Here is a 17,767-nt window from a genome sequence, read left to right as displayed (position 1 = left end):
GGGCGCGGCGGTAAATGCCTGCCCCACAGGGTGGGGGCAGGCGCAGGGTTCGGGTCAACCGGCCCACACGGCAGGACGGCGGTTATGCCAGGGGAAGGCGCGCTCAAGCTGTCCCGCCAGTTTCACCAAGGCTGGCTCCTGATTAAAGGCCGCGAAAAACTGCATACCCATCGGCAGGTTATGTGAATCACTGAACCCCAACGGCACCGACATGGCCGGTGTGCCGCACACATTGGCCAGCGCGGTGAATGGGGAGTGATCAAATACGTGGTGCATCCAGCCGCGCCCATCCAGATCCGCTTGATGGCGGTTGTAGTGGCCCAAAACCTCGGGGAGATTGGGCAGGGTGGGCGTCAAGAGCATGTCGTAGCGCTGGTAGAATTGCCCCATCTTTTGGGTGACGGTGTTGCGCATATGCATCGCCCCCACCAACTCGATGGCCGTCAGCTCATGGCCCAGCCGCCATAAGGCCAGGTTGGAGGGTTCGAGCAACGCTGGCCCGACCGTGCTGTTGGTGGCTGAAGCCAGCGCATCAATCCAGGCCGCAGTGTTGGATGCCCAATAACGGGCGTTCATCTCCACGAAGGCATCCCAGCTCAGGCCGATGTCAGGTGTCACCTCCTCTACCTGATGACCAAGCGAGATAAGGTGCGCGACCGTCTGTTCCAACGCCCTGACCACTTCCGGGGCGCTGCGCTGGCCATTCAGCGGATCGGTCATCACACCGATGCGCAACGTGCCCGGATCGGCGTTCACACAGGAGATGAGGCGCTGGGAAAGGGGAGCAATCACAAAAGGATCGCCGCTGCTGTTGCCCTGAACAGCGTCCAGCAGTGCGGCGCTGTCCCGTACCGTCCGGCTGACAAAACCATGCACCGCAAGGCCAGACCACACTTCGTCAACATCTGGCCCCATGCTGATGCGCCCACGGCTGGGCTTTAGCCCAAACAACCTATTGGCGGAAGCCGGTATCCGAATCGAGCCGCCACCGTCTGTCGCATGGGCGGCAGGCACCATCCCTGACGCCACGGCCACGGCAGAGCCACCGCTTGATCCGCCGGCGCTGTAATCCGTGTTCCACGGATTACGCGTACCGCCATTAAATTGAGGCTCGGTGGTGGTACTGGCGGCCAGCTCTGGCGTGGTGGTTCGCCCCAGCAGCACCAATCCTGATTCCCGCATTTTTTGCGTGAGATGTGAGTCGTGCGCGGAGACCTGATCCGCCGCCAGACGGCTGCCGAGCTGGTTGCGCCGGTTTTTCACCGAAATACCCAGATCTTTGACCAACATCGGTACGCCGCCCAAGTGCCCTTGGGCATGGTGCGTTTCGCCTTCCCACATTTCAATGACGGCAGACAAGGAGCCATTGACCGCATTGATCGCTTTTACGGCTGCGCGTTGCACTTCTTCAGGCTTGACCTCGCCATTGGCGATGAGTTGAGCCAGGCCGACAGCATCGTAGGAAGTATATTCTGAACTGTTCATAGTGATCCGATGGATTGCAGGTGAAGACGTATACCCCTACCGGGTGTATACTGTTTAGTATCGCGCAATACTTGTGAGTATCGTACGATACTAAACAGTATCATTGCAATGAGGAATGTATGCCCAGAAGTAGCCAACCACGTTTGCCCCCGCGGGATCGCCTGTTACAGGCCGCAGAAGTGCTTTTTTATCAACAAGGTATCACGCACGTCTCCGTTGATATGATTGCGGAGAGAGCACAATCCACCAAAATGACGCTCTATCGCCATTTCGCCTCAAAAGAGGTATTGGTGCTCGAGTGGATCGGATTGTTGGTTGAGGATTATGGCCATCGTTTTGATCAGCTGGCCGAACAGCATCCTGATGATCCTGTTGCGCAGCTGATGGAGTTTGGCCGCTTTATTGCCGACAGCCTTGGCAGTACGTCGCAACGCGGCTGTCCGTTCACCAATACGCTGGCTGAAATAGGTGGGCAATTTACGGAAGTGCGTGATGCGATCATTGCCCATAAACAGCGGCAGTATCAGCGCATCGTCGCGCTGTGCAAACAGGCGGGCGCTTCCGATCCACAACTGCTGGCGAAAGAGGTCACCCTGTTGCTGGAGGGGGTACAGGTAGTGGCGCAAAATGCGGGGTTTGAAGATCCGGCAGGCTCTATGCTCCAACTGCTTCACTTCAGGCTTTCCAACCTTGCCTGAACCTGTGCTTTTTAGACTTTTCTACATAATTGCGCTACGCGAAATCTGAATAATTAGCAGGGAATTACCCCAGCAGATTTCACGTAGCGCAATGTTTGGTTGTTGCTATTTTCACCGGTTGTAAAAGAGTTAAACACGAGAGTTATCAGGGGCTTCAAGAATATAACTTTATATAAGTCCCATTATATAAGGTTATAGAGTGAGGTGGTCACTCCTTGTTCATCAGTGATGTCACATGAGTACAGCCGATTCCTTGCATAAAAAAGCCTGCGCTAATGCGCAGGCTTGAGGCGAGAGTCAGCGATAGTACTGGTGTGCTCTCCGCGAGTTGTGCTTCCAGCTTTTGGCTACGCGATAAATACTTGTCGGGAAATCATCCCAGTTATCTGGCAATAACTTGCCGCGCGCCTTTCTAAGCTTGAGGGGGTACTCCCGATACTCAATCTCGTGCAGGTAGTAGTAACTTCTCTCTTGCTTGGTGCTGAACTGCTTAAAGGTAAGACTTCTTAATCGATAAAAGTAAGTATAAGGGCTACCTAAAGGGCGGCACGGTTTAACGAACTTATAGTGATCTTTGAGTTTTTTCATGACACTTCCAAACTAATGGTGGATTAGTTAGAAGTGTCCTCTCGCGAAGTAGTCCATGAGCGTTCTCCCTGTTATTACAATACTTAATCTTTTGGCGGAATGGTATTTAACATAAATAGCATTAACTGCACCTAATGGTTTTCCTCTTCCACCATGGTCACTGGGTTATCAAACCCAACCCGGCCGATGAATGGCAGGCGCAGCGCGGGCGATTTGATGTCTATGCCCAGATTCAGCCCCAGCACATTGACCTCCACTCCCTCCTGTACGCCCAAGGTCACGCCCAGTACGCCCAGCAAAGAGACTTGCAAACCTCTGCCGGAGGGTGGCAGGCCAATCGGGTTCAGCAAAGGGCGATAATCTTTGCCGATGGCGTTGGATGGCAGATCGAGCGCCAGTTCTGGCACCTCGCGGCCAATGTGGGCCATAAAGGTGTTGCTGTTCGGGCCGGGCCAGGCGTGGTAGGTATTGGGATAAGGATAACTCTTTATCGCCGCCAAAATGTGCGGAATCATCGCCTCCGCTTCCGCGCCGTGGTGCGACACCAGCAGCCGTGGGCGCGAGCCAAACCAGTAGCCGTCGGGGATCGCGTAGTCGCGCCGGACAACGTTGGAGCCTCCCCAGCCAATCACATCATAGCGGGTGTATTGGGTCTCGCCGGCCTTTTTGAAGATGATCCACGGATGCACCGCCACCATGCCGCGCCAGCCATAAGTCGGCGCGCCATAAACCTGCACAATGGCTATCTTGCTGAATTTGACCGGATCGGGCGCAATGGAGGCGGAATCACGTCGGGCTGTCGCCCAACTCTGGCTTGGCGGGTCTTCCCTAGCTTGGGAAGCCTTCGCATAACTGTAACCCAGTGATATTACTATAATAAAGATATAACAGAGACTTAACCACTTAATATAAGTCATAGCGTGTTCGAGGTTGTCACCTTGGTTAAAAAAACACCGTAATGCAAATCAACGGCTGACGCAAGGGTTCAAAAATCATTTAATGCCGACGGGGCGGTGAGGAAGGTAATAGAGGAGAAAGACCCCCTCCGGCGAGGGAGGGGGAAGAGGCTTACTCAGCCAGTCTGTAGCGCTCCAGCCAGTGCGCATACTGGGCTGGCAGTACCCAGGTCGGGCGCTCAGCCTCCAGCTTTTTCGCCAGACGCAGGGTGTAGTGCGGATCGGCCAGGAAGGCGCGGCCAATCATCACCAGATCCATATCGCCTTCGGCAATACAGCGCTCAGCAACGTCGGCGCGCTCTACGCCCCAGGAGGAGGCCACCGGCAGTCCGGCCTCTTCACGTACGCGATGCGCAACCGGCGCCAGGAAGCCCGGCCCCCAAGGAATGTTGCTGTCCGGGGTGGAGAAACCGACGCTCACGCTCAGCATATCCAGCCCTTTCTCACGCAGAATGGTGGTCAGTTGGATCGCCTCGGCGAGGGTCTCCTCATCGCGGCCATCATACTCGATCACGCCGAAACGGGCGGTCAGCGGCAGATCCTGCGGCCATACGTCGCGAACGGCATCGAACGTCTCGATCAAGAAGCGGCTACGGCCAGCGAAGTCACCGCCGTACTCGTCGGTACGCTGGTTGGCGTGCACGGAGAAGAAGCTCTGTGCCAAATAGCCGTGGGCGAAGTGCAGCTCGAGCCACTCAAAGCCCGCGTCGCGCGCGCGGCGGGCCGCCGCGACGAAATCGGCCATGACACGTTTGATCTCCTCTTTGCTCATCGCCTTAGGCACTTTTGGCAGGCCCTGACCAAAGGCGATGGCAGAAGGTGACAGCGTCTCCCAACCGCGTGCGTCGTCAGTCGGGATATGGTCGTCGCCTTCCCACGGCGCGTTGGCGCTCGCCTTGCGGCCAGCGTGGGCGATCTGGATGCCCGGCACCGCACCGGCCGCCTTGATGGCGGCAGCGACTTTTGCCAGCTCAGCGGCCTGCTCGTCGTTCCAGATACCGAGATCGGAAGGGGTGATGCGCCCTTCCGGTGCCACGGCCGTCGCCTCAACAATCACCAGACCGGCGCCGCCGCGTGCCAGGCCCGCGTAGTGCACGTGGTGCCAATCATTCGCCAGCCCGTCTACCGCGGAGTACTGGCACATCGGCGGGATCGCGATGCGGTTTTTGAGCGTAACGTTCTTCAGTTTAAACGGCGTAAACAACTGGGCCATGATTACCTTCTCTTAATGCCAAAACAGGGAGTGCCGCCAGAGGCTGGCGGACAGGGGGATATAGCCTAGTGCCTTTCCACCCAGAGGGAGTTGGCATTTGTGCGGTTCTGCTGGCGGCACGGTTCTGCTTATCATTGGTTATACTCAATGGATGTTGAGCAATCCGGGAGCCGTTTATGATTCAAACAATGGAAGAACTTGATAAGGTCCGTGACGCCTGTTATCGCATGGTCACCCGCCGCTCATCGCTCTCTGGTGTGGCATCGGCGGTGCCGTTGCCCGGCGTGGATGTGGGGTCTGATGCCGCTATCCTGCTGGAGATGCTGCCGGCCATCAGCAAGAGGTTCGAACTGACGGAATCGGATATTGAAAACCTCGATCCTACCGCCAAGGCGCTGGTACTGACCACCGCCGGTAGCGTGGGATCAAAGGTAATAGGCCACTCGATTACCCGTGATTTGGTGATCAGGCTGCTGAAAAAAGCCGGCATGAAAATGGCCTCCAAGCAGCTGGTAAAATATGTGCCCTTTGCTGGCCAGGTAATTGCCGCTGGCATCGGTTTTGCTGCGATGAAATATATCGGCAATGCCCACGTTGATGCCTGCTATCAAGTGGCGAAAAGTTATATTGAAAAACAGGGCGCGCCGTTGCCAGACGCCGCCCGTTAACCTGCCATAACTGGGGCAGGCCAGCTGCCTGCCCTGCCCTTTTCCTGCCGTAATAACGCTTCCTTTATTAACTGTTAACATTTCCTTGCTTTGATAATCACAATGCGTATAGTTCTCATTTGTTTTCCTTTCGTTGGCATGAGGAGCTGCGCCTGCTTTTGCGCGGAAATGCGACGTCTGGACACTATCCTGCCTGGAGAGCGGCTCTGATCCCTGCGTTGGGTGGCGGTGCGCCGCTTGCCAATGCAGAACATTAAAAATAATCAGAGTGGAAAAAGTATGCTTTCGAATATCAGGGAAAAGGGCAACCGCGCGGCGATGCCAACCGCGGCCACAGGTTTGTCGCTGCTGGCAGTAATGGTGTCAACCGCGCTCTACACCACGCAGGCACAGGCAGAAGAGGCAGCGGATACACTGGTGGTCAGCGCCGATGCCGGTAACGGCAGCACTAATACCGACGCACAGGATTACACCGTAAAAACCACCACCGCTGGCACCAAAATGCTGCTAGTACCGCGTGACGTGCCGCAGTCTGTCAGTATCATCAGCAAGCAGCGCATGGCTGACCAGAACCTGCAAACGGTGTCAGATGTGCTGAATAACACCACCGCCATCTCCCCCGTGGTGGCAGACAGCGATCGCGTGACCTTCTACTCCCGTGGCTTCCTGATCACCAACTTCCTCTACGACGACATTCCGACCACCATCAGCGACGTCTGGAACTTCGGCGATCAGGCCGGTGATACCGCCATCTATGACCGGATCGAAGTGGTACGCGGCGCGACCGGCCTGATGAGCGGCGCGGGCAACCCCTCTGCCTCAGTGAACATGGTGCGCAAGCACGCCGACAGCCGTGAGCTGACCGGCTCACTCTCCGCCAGCTACGGCAGTTGGGACAAACAGCGCTACGTGGCGGATGTCTCCGCGCCGCTGACCGACTCCGGCAACGTGCGTGGCCGCGTCGTGGCGGGCTATCAGGACAATGACACCTGGCTCGATCGCTACCACTCGCGCAAGAAGTTCTTCTACGGCGTGATCGACGCGGATCTGACCGACTCCACCACCCTCTCCGTGGGGTATGACTATCAAGATAGCCACACCTCCGATCCGACTTGGGGCGGCATTCCGACCTGGTACAGCGACGGCAGCCGCACCCATTACGATCGCAGCTTCAATGCCGCGCCAGATTGGGCCTATACCGACATTGACTCGAAAAAGGTGTTCGCCACCCTGACCCAGCGCTTTGACAGCGGCTGGCTGATGAAGGTGAACGGCAGCCACGATGAAACCAAATTCGACTCGCGCCTGATGTACCCCTCCGGCTACCCGGACAAAACCACCGGCAGCGGCGTCATGGGCTACGGCGGCTGGAACACCGGCAAACGCAAGATCGACGCGCTGGACGCCTACGCCAGCGGCCCGTTCGAACTTTTCGGCCGTCAGCATGAACTGGTGGCAGGCGTCAGCTACAGCCGCCAGAACAACCACTATTTCAATACCCAGTCCACCCTGAGCGAATCGGACATCGGCAACTACAACCAGTGGGACGGCAACATCGCCTACCCGACGTGGAGCCCGTGGGTGGATTACCAGAATGACACCGTCATCCAGAAATCCGCCTACACCGCCGTTCGCTTCTCGGTGACCGATCCACTGCACCTGATCGCCGGTGCCCGCTACACCAACTGGCGCGCAGGTGGCTCCACCACCAACGATCAGGAAGATGACGTGACGCCATACGCTGGCGTGGTGTATGACATCAACGACGCATGGTCAGCCTATGCGAGTTACACCTCCATCTTCCAGCCGCAGCAGTACCGCGACAGCAACAATAACTACCTCAAGCCGGTGAAGGGCAAGAGCTATGAGACCGGCGTGAAGTCCGACTGGTTCAACGGCCGCCTGACTACCTCGCTGTCACTGTTCCGCATCGAGCAGGACAACGTGGCGCAGAGCGATGGCAGCTACATCCCCGGCAGCCAGGAGCTGGCCTACACCCCGGTGCAGGGCACGGTCAGCCGCGGCGTGGAGTTTGAGCTGAACGGGGCGCTGACCGACAACTGGCAGATGACCTTCGGCGCGTCACGCTATATCGCCAAGGCCAAAGATGGCACGGCGGTCAACCCGAACCTGCCGCGTACCCAGCTGAAGCTGTTCACCCGTTACCAGTTGCCAATGCTGCGCGATCTGACCGTGGGCGGCGGCGTGAACTGGCAGAACGCCACCTGGAAAGAGGGCGATGGCCCGCTGGGCACCATGCGTGCGGAACAGGGTAGCTACGCGCTGGTCAACCTGTTCGCCCGCTACCAGATCACCAAGCAGCTGTCGGTACAGGGCAACATCAACAACCTGTTTGATAAAGAGTATTACGACTATCTCGACATCTACGCGGTCTATGGCGCACCGCGCAATGCCTCAGTCACGCTTAACTACGACTTCTAACCCCCACCTTCTGGCCCCGTTTCACGGGGCCATTTTTTGTCTGGCACTTCTCTGAAAATTGCTGACATTGCTCACATATGTAACGATTATGTTGCATATTATGAGCACCCTCTGACATCACTAAAACGGGAGTAGATGATGAAAGAACGTGCATTATTTGAGGAACTTGTGCAGGGATTAGATGCGTGGGACGAGAGAACCACTGGCAAGCGCACGCTGCCAGCCTACCGTCCGGCCAACAAGCCGCTGACCCTGAAAGCTGGCGAACTGACGGCCATCCGGGAGTCCCTCAAGATCCCCGCAGCGCTGTTTGCCGACTACCTGCGCATTGATGAACCGACCTACCAGCGTTGGGAGGCGGGCACCACCCAGCCGAATCCTCAGGCGGTCTTGCTGATCCGTATGGTGCAGCGCGACCCGAACATCCTGGCCGCCCTTGTCACCCTATAAGCGGCCAAGAACCGGCCCGCAGTAAACCGGTTCGCCCGCCCTGCCCGGTTCGCCATGCCGGGCACCCTCCTCCTGTTCCTTCCAGCCAGATTAAGTGCGATAGTGGTGCCCCTCTCCCGCCCCCCGCGGTTGACGCGCAACACATAAGGAACCGGTAGCGGATGCGATTGCGATTCACCCTGTTATCCCTGCTCACCCTGGCCCCAGCGGTCTGGGCGCACCCCCACAGTTTTATCGATATGCAAGCCACCCTGATTCAGCAGCAGAACGCCCTGACCGGTATCGAGATGCGCTGGACGATGGATGAGATCACCTCCGCCGATCTGCTTTATGATGCTGGCGATGCCAAGGCTGGCTCCGAGATATGGAAAAAGCTGGCGGCGGAGGTGATGGCCAACGTGCTGGCCCAGCACTACTTCACCGAGTTCTACCACGGCGGCCAGCCGGTCAAGTTCAAGAACCTGCCGCCCTCCTACCGCCTGCTGCGTGAGGGCCGCAAGGCGGTGCTGGAGTTTGTGCTGCCGCTGGCGACGCCGCAGCCGCTGAAGGGCCAGACGTTCCACTTCTCGACCTTTGATCCCAGCTACTTTGTCGATATGCACTATGAGAGCGCGCTGCGCATCGCCCTGCCAGCCGGGATGGAAGCGTGCAACATCACGCTGGACACCCCGGCGCCAGACGCCTCGTTGCAGGCGTATGCGCTGTCGCTGGATAAGGCGGATGCCCCACCGGAGGAGATGGATTTGGGCCAGCAATTTGCCCAGAGGGTGACGCTGACATGTCAATGAATGACGCGGCGAAGGCCGCCCTCCGTCCGCGCTGGCTGGCGCTATGGCCGTTGCTGCTCCTGCTGGCTGGCGTGGCGTTCGCGGGTTTCTGGTTACGCAGCGCGTGGCCCGCGTTGCTCTTTCAGGGCATCCAGTGGCAGAAGGTGTTCCATGACCGGATGATCGCCCTGCTGCAACAGGTGCATGACGCCCCGCATCAGGCGGGCGCGGTGCTGATGCTGTTCAGCCTGCTGTATGGCATTTTCCACGCCGCCGGGCCGGGGCACGGCAAGGTAGTGATCGTCACTTACCTCACCACCCACCCCGCGCGGCTGAAAAGCAGCCTGCAACTGACGCTACTGGCTTCCCTGTTGCAGGGCGCGGTGGCGGTGGTACTGGTCACGCTGATGCTGGGCGTGCTGCACCTCTCTTCGCGCCAGCTGCATCTCAGCAGTTTCTGGCTGGAGCGCATGAGTTACCTGCTGGTCGCCGGGCTGGGAGCCTATCTGAGCCTGCGGGCAGGGCGCGCGGCGTGGCAGAGCGTCCGGGCGCTGCGTCAGCCGATCCGGCGTTTGGTGCCGGTAGGGCATGTCCATAGCGCTGACTGTGGTTGCGGCCATCGCCACATGCCTTCCGACGATGAGCTGAAGGGCGCGGCAGGCTGGCGCACCCGCGCCGCGCTGGTGCTGTCGATGGGATTGCGCCCCTGCTCGGGCGCGCTGATGATGCTGCTGTTTTCCAAGGTGATCGGCGTCTACGTCTGGGGCGTGCTATCGGCGTTTGTGATGGCGATCGGCACTTCGCTCACCCTGTCTTTGCTGGCGCTGTTTGTACACAGCTTCCGCGCGCTAGCCCTGCGCAGCCAGCGCGGCCGCCCTGCCCCGGCTTGGTGGCGCATCGCCCGGCCCACACTGGCGTTGGCCGGCGGCCTGCTGCTGATCGCCGCTAGCATCCTGCTGTGGTTTACCGCCCAACCCGCCCTCTCCGGCGGCCTGCGCCCCCTGTTTCGCTAAAGGCAACCCTGGCCCCCATGATGGGGGCTTTCAGCCCGCTCCAATTCCCAGCCTATAGGCACTGATGAGCACTGTTATTGTGCTCCGTGCTAATGATTAGAATGTAAAGTGTGTTGTAACTAACAATGTTGGTGAATAGATCTCGCAATTATCATCACTTGGAATTGGCTTCACGCCGTAATCCAGGCCGTGAAGCGCAAGTAATTCATGACACGTTGATGCAGAGTATGTGCTGCAAGGTGTGAATCATTTACTAAATTGGCACCTATTAAGTGTCTAAAAGGTACCAAAACGTCACCCTTTTTACACCAATCCTAAATTCCCACGGAAATTGTCTGCAAGGTAGTCCTCGTCCAGCAGGTGACGTCTGCGTAGCTCTGGCAGCAGGCCGTTGAGCAGCAGATCCTGTTGGTCAGGGTTGCCAAGGCCATGCAGGGAGATCACATCCAGAATGCCCGCGCGGTAGCGCTCTTCAATCGCGTCTGCCAGCGACTCCGGTGTGCCTGCGGTGAACCAGTGGCCGGTCTCCTGCGCCTTAACCACCAGCTCGCGCAGCGTCAGTCCTTGCAAAGCAAAGCGTTTGAAGATCTCCGCGCGGCCGCGTCGGCGGTTGACCTGGCTGATGTCTGGCAGCAGCGCGGCGGGCAGTGGCTTGTCTAGCGGCAGGTGGGCGAGATCCAGTTCGCCGCCCAGCATGTCGGCCACCTTTAACCGGCCACGCTCATAGTCGATGCGCTCATGCTTCTCCCGCAGGCGGCGCGCGACGTCATCCGGGCTGTCGCCAATCACTGAATGGAATGAGTTCATGATCAGCGGCATCACCGCCCGGCCCAGCGCCTGCGCTTGCTGGCGTACGCCCGCCACAAAGCGCTGCGCATCCTCAAAGGTGGGCTGGGAGGTGTAGATCACTTCGGCATAGCGCGCGCCCAGCGCCACGCCAGCCTCAGACTGCCCGGCCTGAAACTGAACCGGCCGCCGCTGGGGCGAGGGCGGCACGTTGAGTGGCCCGGCCACCTGGAAGAAATCCCCGTGGTGGTTGATCGGGTGCAGCTTGCGCGTATCCACCGTGATGCCGCCATTCGGCTTGCGCTGCGCCGCCTGCGGGTCATTGGCCTCGTATAGCGCGTTCATCACCGCGATAAACTCGGCGGCGCGGGCATAGCGCGACTCCGGGGACGGCAGTCCCGGCCCGCCAAAGTTCTCCTCCCCCATCGACGACGTCACGGCATTCCAGCCTGCACGCCCGCCGCTGACGTGATCGAGGGTGCCGATCATGCGCGCCAAATTGTAAGGGTGCTGGTAGGTGGTGGAGACGGTGGCAATCAGGCCAATCTGCGCCGTCGCCTGACTGAGCGCCGCCAGCGCCACAATCGGCTCCTGGCTACCGGTCGGGCCATCGGGATCGGGCTGTAGCAGGTCAGCGGTAAACAGGCCCGTGATCTTCTCGCGCTCGGCAATTTTCGCCAGTGCGGCCGCCCGCCGGATACCTTTATCCGGCTCCTGATCGTTACCGGCGAAAATAACCGGCCCGGCACCGACCAATGTTTTTAGGCGTCGTGGGTTGTGGGCAGCCAAATGCCTCTCCTTATCGTTACCGTAATGGAAAGGCATCACCATAACGGGCAGGGTGATTTATACCAGCAACAAAAACGCATTTTATATTTAGCGTGACGCATAACGCGGCGGGAAATAGGTCGCTAATTCATCGGACGCAACAGGATAGCAATTATTGTTGTTTTACTTCCCTTCTCCCCGAATTAAATAATCGCCGCACATCCGACACCGTCAGGTCACCCGAGGGACACCATGACAGAGATCATCCGCATTGCCCGCGAACAGGAGGCGGCCGAGCTGCACGCCCTGTTGCAGCGTGCCTACAAGCCGCTGCAACAGCACGGTATCCACTTCACCATTACCCGTGCAACGGTGGAGGAGGTGCGTGAGGTGATCCGCCAGGAAACCACCTTCGTGCTGGAGCGCGCCGGGCAGCCGATCGCCACCCTCAGCGCCCGCTTTAGCTGGGCCACGCCCATCGACAAGGCGCTCGCCCCCTGGCCGTTCCTCCACTGGTTCGCGGTGGATGAGCAGGCCAAACATCAGGGCGTCGGCAGCCGGCTGATGGGGCATGTCGAGGAGACTTTCCTGCGCGATACCCTGAAAAGCCCGGCGGTCTATCTGGCGACTGCCATCCGCCACCCGTGGCTGACCGGCCTCTACCAGCGGCGCGGCTACCAGCCGTTCCACACCGCCACCAACCCACTGGGCGTGGAGCTGGTCTACCTGCGAAAAATTTTGGATCCGGCGCACTATCAGGCGCAGGTGCAGAAGGAGTTCGTCCGCACACTGCCCGATACCCACCTGGTCACCTGACGCCAGACCTTATCACCACCTCCGGGGACACCATGAACAAAATGCACCTACCGCTCCTGACGGCCAGCGCCCTGCTGCTGGCCTTCGCCGCCCACGCCGCCAATGACACGCCACAGCCGGGGGGCCACCTCATCTGGGGGGTGGAGACCGAGCCAAATACCCTCAACCCACAGCTAAATGGCCAGTCCAAGGCGGAGCTGATCCTGCGCGTCGCCTATGAGTCGCTGCTGGCGCGCAAAGCGAATGGCGAGTTTATTCCGTGGCTGGCGACCGGCTATCAGGTCTCGGAGGATGGCAAAACCTACACCTTCACGCTGCGGCCAGACGTCACCTTCTCCGATGGCCGCAAGCTGGACGCGCAGGCGGTGGCAGAGAACTTCCGCCATACCCAGCAGCCGGGCTACTGCGCCGGTTCCAGCCTCTGTGCGCTGGGGCGGCACATCGCCACCGTGGAGACGCCCGATGACGGGACGGTACGCATCACGTTAAAAGAGGCCTACTCGCCGTTCCTCTCCTTCGCCGCCGGGCTGAAGCTGCTCTCGCCAGCGGCCTGGGCCTCACCGCAACTCAAGGCCGGTGGGCCGGAGATTGCTGGCACCGGGCCATTTATCCTCAAGCGTTACGACAAGGGGCAACAGATTGAGTTTGTACGCAATCCGGCCTACCGCTGGGCCTCTGCCAACGCTGCGCATCAGGGGCCAGCCTATCTGGAGGGCGTCACCTACCGCTTCCTGCCGGAGTCCTCGGTGCGTACCGGCGCGCTGCTCTCCGGGCAGGTGGATGTGATTGAGGGCATCTCCGGCAATGATGCCGGTGAGTTCAAGCAGAACCCGGACTTCAGCTACCAGCACGCCCTGAACCCCGGCACGCCTTACTCGCTGTTCCTGAATGTGAAACATGGCCCTACCCAGTCGCTCAACGTGCGGCAGGCGCTGCTACAGGGGCTGGACATCGCGCCGCTGCTTGCCTCCATCTACCGCGGTGAGCGCACCCGCACCTGGGGCATCACCTCACCGGTCGATCCGCTGTATGACAACAGCCTTGATGGCAAATATGGCAACAACCCGGCACTGGCTAACCGGCTGCTGGATGAAGCGGGCTGGGCGACGCGTGATGCCGAGGGCTTCCGCACCCAGCAGGGGCAGCGGCTGAGTATTGAGATCATCCAGGCACAGGCCACGGTGCGCGACCAGCGTGACGTGCTGTTGCAGGCCATTCAGGCGCAGGCGCGGCAGCGGCTGGGGGTGGAGCTGAAGATCCGCTATGTGGATGCCGGTACCTACGTCGATCTGCGCAATAGCGGTCAGTTCGGCTCCATCGCCAACTCCAATACCGAGACTGACGGCATTGACATCGAAAACCACTACCTGCCGGTCAATGCGGGTGGCTCCATCAACTACAGCCGCACCGACGCGCCAGAGATCATCCCGCTGCTGGAGGGGGCCTCGCAGACGCTGGATAACACCGAGCGCAAAGCGTTCTATGGCCGTTTGCAGTCGTTTGCCATCCTGCAACAGGCGGTGGCGGTGCCGCTGTATGAGCCGGAAGACCAAATTGCTGCCGCCTCCTATGTACACGGTGTCGGGTTCCGCCCCTTTAAACAGATGCCGGAAAACGCCTACGACGTCTGGCTGAGCGATCATTGAGGAGTCCATCATGAGCCTTGAGAGCAGTGTCAGTGTGCCGCGCCGCCGCAAGTGTGCCGGGCGCAGCGCCCTGCCGGGAAAGATTGCCGCCCGGCTGGGCAGTGGGGTGCTGGTGCTGTGGGCGGCGGTGAGCCTCTCCTTCCTCAGCCTCTATCTGGCGCCGGGTGACATCGTCAGCCTGCTGGTGGGCGAGCAGTTGCGCACGCCGGAGATTGAGGCGGCCATCCGGGCCGAATGGGGGCTGGACCAGCCGTTGTGGCTGCAATACCTGCACTACCTGTGGCGCGTGCTGCATGGCGACTTCGGCCGCTCCTACCTGCTGAACAGTGAGGTGGGCACGCTGCTGCTCTCGCAGTTGTGGCCGACCCTGAAACTTACGGGCGCGGCGCTGGGAGTGAGCCTGCTGTTTGCCGTGACGGTAGCCACCCTGACCGCCGGACGCCCGCTGGGGCGTCGGGTGGCCGGTGCGCTGGAGCTGCTGCTGGCCTCCACCCCCTCCTTCTGGCTAGGGATCGTGCTGCTGTTTGTTTTCAGCTTTACCCTACGCTGGTTCCCGGTGGCCGGTGACCGCAATCTGGCGGCGCTGGTGCTGCCAGCGCTGTCACTGGGGCTGGCGCAGGGGGCCGTGGTGGCGCAGGTGCTGCGGCGCGGGCTGGAAGATGCACTGGCAGAACCCTTTGCCCTGACGCTGCGCGCCTGGGGCGTCAGCAACCTGACCATCCGCCTGCGCCACGGCTTGCGCCATGCGGCCCTGCCTGCGGTCACCCTCACCGGCTGGCTGGTAGGCGGGCTGCTGGGTGGCGCGGTGATCACCGAACAGGTGTTTGGCCGACCCGGCCTTGGCAAGGTGACAGTGGATGCGGTACTGGGCAAAGATCTGCCGGTGGTGCTGGCCGTCGCCATCTTCTCGGCGTTTATCTACGTGGTGATGAGCACGCTGGTGGATATTCTCTACCTGTTAATTGACCCACGCCTGCGCACGCCGCGCCCGACTGGGGAGGCGCAGCCATGAGCCACGCGTTGCGGCTGTCACGCCGCCTGCCATCCCTTGGGCTGCTGCCAGCACTGGCCTTTCTGGCGCTGGTGCTGCTGGCGGCGCTGTTCCCGGCCTGGCTCGCCAGCTATGACCCGCTGGCGGCCGACCCGCTTCACGCCCAGTTACCACCTTCGGCCAGCCACTGGCTCGGCACGGATCAACTGGGGCGCGACGTGCTGGCGCGCGTCATCTATGGCAGCCGTTACTCGCTGCTGATCAGCCTGTCGGCGATGGGGGTGGCGGTAGTGGCGGGCACCCTGCTTGGGCTGCTGGCCGGGCTGGCGCGCGGCGCGCTGGATGAGTTCATCAGCCGGGCGTTGGATGTGGTCTCCGCCTTCCCTGATTTGCTGCTGGCGCTGATGCTGATCGCTTTCACTGGCCCCGGCACCCCCAACCTGATCATTGCGCTCGGCGTGGCCTCCGTGCCGCGCTTTGCGCGGGTGGTGCGCGCCCAGACCTTTGTGGTTGCCGCCTCCGGCTATGTGGAGCAGGCGCGCACCTTTGGCCTGTCGCCGCAACGGCTGGTATGGCGGCACGTGCTGCCGCACGCCATCGCCCATGTGCCGGTGCTGGCGACCCTTGGGCTGGGTTCCGCCATCATTGGCGCGGCCGGGCTGAGTTTTCTTGGCATGGGGCCGCAACCGCCCACGGCGGAGTGGGGCCTGATGCTGGCCGAGGGGCGCAACTACCTGCGCAACGCGTGGTGGGTTGGCGTCTGGCCGGGGGTGGCGATCACCCTGACGGTGTTGGCGGTCAACAGCGTTGGTCGCGTTTGGCAGGCACGTTTTGAAGGGAGAACAGCATGAGCACGCCCTTGGTGATCGACATCCAGAACCTGCGGATTGAATTTGCCGCCGCGCAGGGGCGGGCCGTGGCCGTCAAGGGGTTGGATCTCCAGATCCGCCCCGGCGAATCGGTGGCGCTGGTGGGGGAGTCCGGCTCCGGCAAGACCGTCACGGCGCGGGCGCTGCTCGGCTTGCATGACCGGCGCACCCACGTCAGTGCAGACCGCCTGCTGATCAATGGTCACGATCGCCGCCACGCCAGCCAGCGCCAGTGGCGCGCGCTGCGCGGCAAGGAGATTGGCTACGTGTTGCAGGACGCGCTGGTCTCCCTCGACCCATTGCGGCGCATTGGCCAGCAACTGGCGGATGCGCTGCGTGCCGCGGCACCGGGTGACCGGCGCGAGATCCCGGCGCGCAGCCTGCAACTGCTGGCGGAGGCGGGTATCCCCGATGGCGAGCGGCGGCTGGCACTCTATCCCCACCAGCTCTCTGGCGGGTTGCGCCAGCGGGCGCTGATTGCCGCCGCGCTGGCAGGCCGCCCCTCGCTGCTGATCGCCGATGAGCCAACCACCGCGCTGGACATGACCGTGCAACAGCAAATTCTCGCGCTGTTGCGGCGGCGGCGCGAGGCCGGGCAGTCACTGCTGTTGATCAGCCATGACCTCTCGGTGGTGAGCGAACTGGCTGACCGGGTGCTGGTAATGCGTGACGGCGAGGTGGTCGAGGAGGGCCACGCCGCATCGCTGCTGCGCCAGCCGCGCCACCCCTGGACGCGGCAACTTTTGCAGGCGGTGCCCACGCCCGAGACGCGCGGTTTCCGCCTCGCCTCACCGGAGCCGCAGCCGCTGCCTGCACGGCGACCACCGCCCGCGACGCCGCTGCTGGTCGCGACGGGCCTGCACAAGCACTATGGCGATCGCCACGTGGTGCACAATGTCAATTTCCAGCTCGCCGCCGGTGAGACGCTCGGCATCGTCGGCGAGTCCGGCTCGGGCAAAACCACGGTGGCCCGCATGGTGCTGGGGCTGACCGAGCCGGACAGTGGCCTTATCACCCTCGGCGGGCGTCCCTGGAGCCGGGTGGAGGAGGCGGCGCGGCGTCCGCATCGCCATCTGCTCCAGTTCATTGCGCAAGATCCGCTCAGCTCCTTCGACCCCCGTTACACCGTGGAGAAGATCATTGGCGAAAGCCTCGACAGCGCGGGCATCTTTGGCGCGGCGCGGCACCAGCGGGTGCGGCAGTTGCTCGATGAGGTACGGCTGGGCGCCGGGTTCTTGCACCGCTATCCGCGCGAGATGTCTGGCGGCCAGCGACAGCGCGTCGCCATCGCCCGTGCCTTCGCCCCCAACCCGGCGCTGCTGGTGGCGGATGAGCCGGTGAGCGCGCTGGATGTCTCGGTGCAGGCGCAGGTGCTCGACCTGCTGGCCGACATGCAGGCAGAACACCAGACCGCGCTGCTGTTTATCTCCCACAACCTCGGGGTGATCCACCATCTGGCTGACCGGGTACTGGTAATGCGGGACGGCGAAGCGGTGGAGAGTGGCGACGTGGATCAGGTGTTCCACCGGCCCCAACACCCGTGGACGCGCGAACTGCTCGCCGCCCTGCCCGGCCGCGCGGCGTAACGCATTTATACTAAAACAGCACATT

The 17,767-nt window shown here is 61.2% G+C and carries 16 protein-coding genes; 11 read left to right on the top strand and 5 right to left on the bottom strand.

What is annotated here, in order from left to right; translation table 11 throughout:
* Window positions 1–54: 54 nt before the first annotated feature.
* Window positions 55–1,485 carry an amidase gene (locus C1N62_RS18875; RefSeq protein WP_137765251.1) on the bottom strand — a complete coding sequence of 477 codons (1,431 nt, stop codon included), beginning with the start codon at window positions 1,483–1,485 and terminating at the stop codon, window positions 55–57.
* 119 nt (window positions 1,486–1,604) lie between these two features.
* On the opposite strand from C1N62_RS18875, the gene C1N62_RS18870 reads away from it, so the two are divergent.
* Window positions 1,605–2,183 carry a TetR/AcrR family transcriptional regulator gene (locus tag C1N62_RS18870; protein WP_137765250.1) on the top strand — a complete coding sequence of 193 codons (579 nt, stop codon included), beginning with the start codon at window positions 1,605–1,607 and terminating at the stop codon, window positions 2,181–2,183.
* Window positions 2,184–2,480: 297 nt separating this feature from the next.
* Here C1N62_RS18870 and C1N62_RS18865 read toward each other — a convergent pair whose 3' ends face one another.
* The 3 genes from C1N62_RS18865 to C1N62_RS18855 form a co-directional block, all read right to left on the bottom strand.
* Entirely contained in the window at window positions 2,481–2,771 is a 291-nt protein-coding gene (locus C1N62_RS18865) for a hypothetical protein (protein ID WP_137765249.1), read from the bottom strand.
* A 131-nt stretch (window positions 2,772–2,902) separates the two neighbouring features.
* Window positions 2,903–3,688 (bottom strand): DUF3750 domain-containing protein, encoded by a 786-nt coding sequence (locus C1N62_RS18860; RefSeq protein ID WP_137765248.1) that lies wholly within the window; start codon window positions 3,686–3,688, stop codon window positions 2,903–2,905.
* Between the two features lie 151 nt (window positions 3,689–3,839).
* Window positions 3,840–4,940 carry an NADH:flavin oxidoreductase/NADH oxidase gene (locus tag C1N62_RS18855; RefSeq protein WP_137765247.1) on the bottom strand — a complete coding sequence of 367 codons (1,101 nt, stop codon included), beginning with the start codon at window positions 4,938–4,940 and terminating at the stop codon, window positions 3,840–3,842.
* A 176-nt stretch (window positions 4,941–5,116) separates the two neighbouring features.
* Between C1N62_RS18855 and C1N62_RS18850 the strand changes: the two genes are divergently transcribed.
* From C1N62_RS18850 to C1N62_RS18830, 5 genes are all read left to right on the top strand, one after another.
* The gene (locus C1N62_RS18850) at window positions 5,117–5,608 is read left to right on the top strand and encodes a hypothetical protein (protein ID WP_137765246.1); all 492 of its coding nucleotides are present in this window, start codon (window positions 5,117–5,119) and stop codon (window positions 5,606–5,608) included.
* 279 nt (window positions 5,609–5,887) lie between these two features.
* Window positions 5,888–8,050 carry a ferric-rhodotorulic acid/ferric-coprogen receptor FhuE gene (gene fhuE, locus C1N62_RS18845; RefSeq protein WP_137765245.1) on the top strand — a complete coding sequence of 721 codons (2,163 nt, stop codon included), beginning with the start codon at window positions 5,888–5,890 and terminating at the stop codon, window positions 8,048–8,050.
* Between the two features lie 135 nt (window positions 8,051–8,185).
* Entirely contained in the window at window positions 8,186–8,500 is a 315-nt protein-coding gene (locus tag C1N62_RS18840) for a DNA-binding transcriptional regulator (RefSeq protein WP_240775802.1), read from the top strand.
* A gap of 161 nt (window positions 8,501–8,661) precedes the next feature.
* Window positions 8,662–9,288 (top strand): DUF1007 family protein, encoded by a 627-nt coding sequence (locus C1N62_RS18835; RefSeq protein ID WP_137765244.1) that lies wholly within the window; start codon window positions 8,662–8,664, stop codon window positions 9,286–9,288.
* Window positions 9,279–10,280: a nickel/cobalt transporter gene (locus tag C1N62_RS18830; RefSeq protein ID WP_137765243.1), complete on the top strand. Its 1,002-nt coding sequence runs from the start codon at window positions 9,279–9,281 to the stop codon at window positions 10,278–10,280. Before C1N62_RS18835 ends, C1N62_RS18830 begins: the two co-directional genes overlap by 10 nt.
* Before the next feature lie 303 nt (window positions 10,281–10,583).
* Here the strand turns inward: C1N62_RS18830 and C1N62_RS18825 are convergent, their stop codons facing one another.
* Window positions 10,584–11,855 (bottom strand): NtaA/DmoA family FMN-dependent monooxygenase, encoded by a 1,272-nt coding sequence (locus tag C1N62_RS18825; RefSeq protein ID WP_137765242.1) that lies wholly within the window; start codon window positions 11,853–11,855, stop codon window positions 10,584–10,586.
* Between the two features lie 231 nt (window positions 11,856–12,086).
* On the opposite strand from C1N62_RS18825, the gene C1N62_RS18820 reads away from it, so the two are divergent.
* The 5 genes from C1N62_RS18820 to C1N62_RS18800 are packed head-to-tail and all read left to right on the top strand — an operon-like array spanning window position 12,087 to window position 17,742.
* Window positions 12,087–12,650: a GNAT family N-acetyltransferase gene (locus tag C1N62_RS18820; RefSeq protein ID WP_137765241.1), complete on the top strand. Its 564-nt coding sequence runs from the start codon at window positions 12,087–12,089 to the stop codon at window positions 12,648–12,650.
* Window positions 12,651–12,682: 32 nt separating this feature from the next.
* Window positions 12,683–14,296 (top strand): ABC transporter substrate-binding protein, encoded by a 1,614-nt coding sequence (locus tag C1N62_RS18815; RefSeq protein ID WP_370465606.1) that lies wholly within the window; start codon window positions 12,683–12,685, stop codon window positions 14,294–14,296.
* A 10-nt stretch (window positions 14,297–14,306) separates the two neighbouring features.
* Window positions 14,307–15,308, top strand: a complete 1,002-nt coding sequence (locus tag C1N62_RS18810) for an ABC transporter permease (protein ID WP_137765240.1) — start codon at window positions 14,307–14,309, stop codon at window positions 15,306–15,308.
* Window positions 15,305–16,138 (top strand): ABC transporter permease, encoded by an 834-nt coding sequence (locus C1N62_RS18805; RefSeq protein ID WP_137765239.1) that lies wholly within the window; start codon window positions 15,305–15,307, stop codon window positions 16,136–16,138. Before C1N62_RS18810 ends, C1N62_RS18805 begins: the two co-directional genes overlap by 4 nt.
* Window positions 16,135–17,742 (top strand): ABC transporter ATP-binding protein, encoded by a 1,608-nt coding sequence (locus C1N62_RS18800; RefSeq protein WP_137765238.1) that lies wholly within the window; start codon window positions 16,135–16,137, stop codon window positions 17,740–17,742. Before C1N62_RS18805 ends, C1N62_RS18800 begins: the two co-directional genes overlap by 4 nt.
* Window positions 17,743–17,767: the final 25 nt, after the last annotated feature.

Origin of the sequence: Nissabacter sp. SGAir0207 (assembly GCF_005491205.1) — a bacterium.
Classification (GTDB): Bacteria; Pseudomonadota; Gammaproteobacteria; order Enterobacterales; family Enterobacteriaceae; genus Chimaeribacter.
The sequence above is the reverse complement of the archived record's forward strand: the minus strand, read 5'-3'. Positions and strand labels throughout refer to the sequence as shown.

Coding starts and splice junctions, on each gene's coding strand:
- C1N62_RS18875 (WP_137765251.1), bottom strand. CDS start 1,485: ATGAACAGTTCAGAATATACTTCCTACGATGCTGTCGGCCTGGCTCAA.
- C1N62_RS18870 (WP_137765250.1), top strand. CDS start 1,605: ATGCCCAGAAGTAGCCAACCACGTTTGCCCCCGCGGGATCGCCTGTTA.
- C1N62_RS18865 (WP_137765249.1), bottom strand. CDS start 2,771: ATGAAAAAACTCAAAGATCACTATAAGTTCGTTAAACCGTGCCGCCCT.
- C1N62_RS18860 (WP_137765248.1), bottom strand. CDS start 3,688: ATGACTTATATTAAGTGGTTAAGTCTCTGTTATATCTTTATTATAGTA.
- C1N62_RS18855 (WP_137765247.1), bottom strand. CDS start 4,940: ATGGCCCAGTTGTTTACGCCGTTTAAACTGAAGAACGTTACGCTCAAA.
- C1N62_RS18850 (WP_137765246.1), top strand. CDS start 5,117: ATGATTCAAACAATGGAAGAACTTGATAAGGTCCGTGACGCCTGTTAT.
- fhuE (WP_137765245.1), top strand. CDS start 5,888: ATGCTTTCGAATATCAGGGAAAAGGGCAACCGCGCGGCGATGCCAACC.
- C1N62_RS18840 (WP_240775802.1), top strand. CDS start 8,186: ATGATGAAAGAACGTGCATTATTTGAGGAACTTGTGCAGGGATTAGAT.
- C1N62_RS18835 (WP_137765244.1), top strand. CDS start 8,662: ATGCGATTGCGATTCACCCTGTTATCCCTGCTCACCCTGGCCCCAGCG.
- C1N62_RS18830 (WP_137765243.1), top strand. CDS start 9,279: ATGTCAATGAATGACGCGGCGAAGGCCGCCCTCCGTCCGCGCTGGCTG.
- C1N62_RS18820 (WP_137765241.1), top strand. CDS start 12,087: ATGACAGAGATCATCCGCATTGCCCGCGAACAGGAGGCGGCCGAGCTG.
- C1N62_RS18815 (WP_370465606.1), top strand. CDS start 12,683: ATGAACAAAATGCACCTACCGCTCCTGACGGCCAGCGCCCTGCTGCTG.
- C1N62_RS18810 (WP_137765240.1), top strand. CDS start 14,307: ATGAGCCTTGAGAGCAGTGTCAGTGTGCCGCGCCGCCGCAAGTGTGCC.
- C1N62_RS18805 (WP_137765239.1), top strand. CDS start 15,305: ATGAGCCACGCGTTGCGGCTGTCACGCCGCCTGCCATCCCTTGGGCTG.
- C1N62_RS18800 (WP_137765238.1), top strand. CDS start 16,135: ATGAGCACGCCCTTGGTGATCGACATCCAGAACCTGCGGATTGAATTT.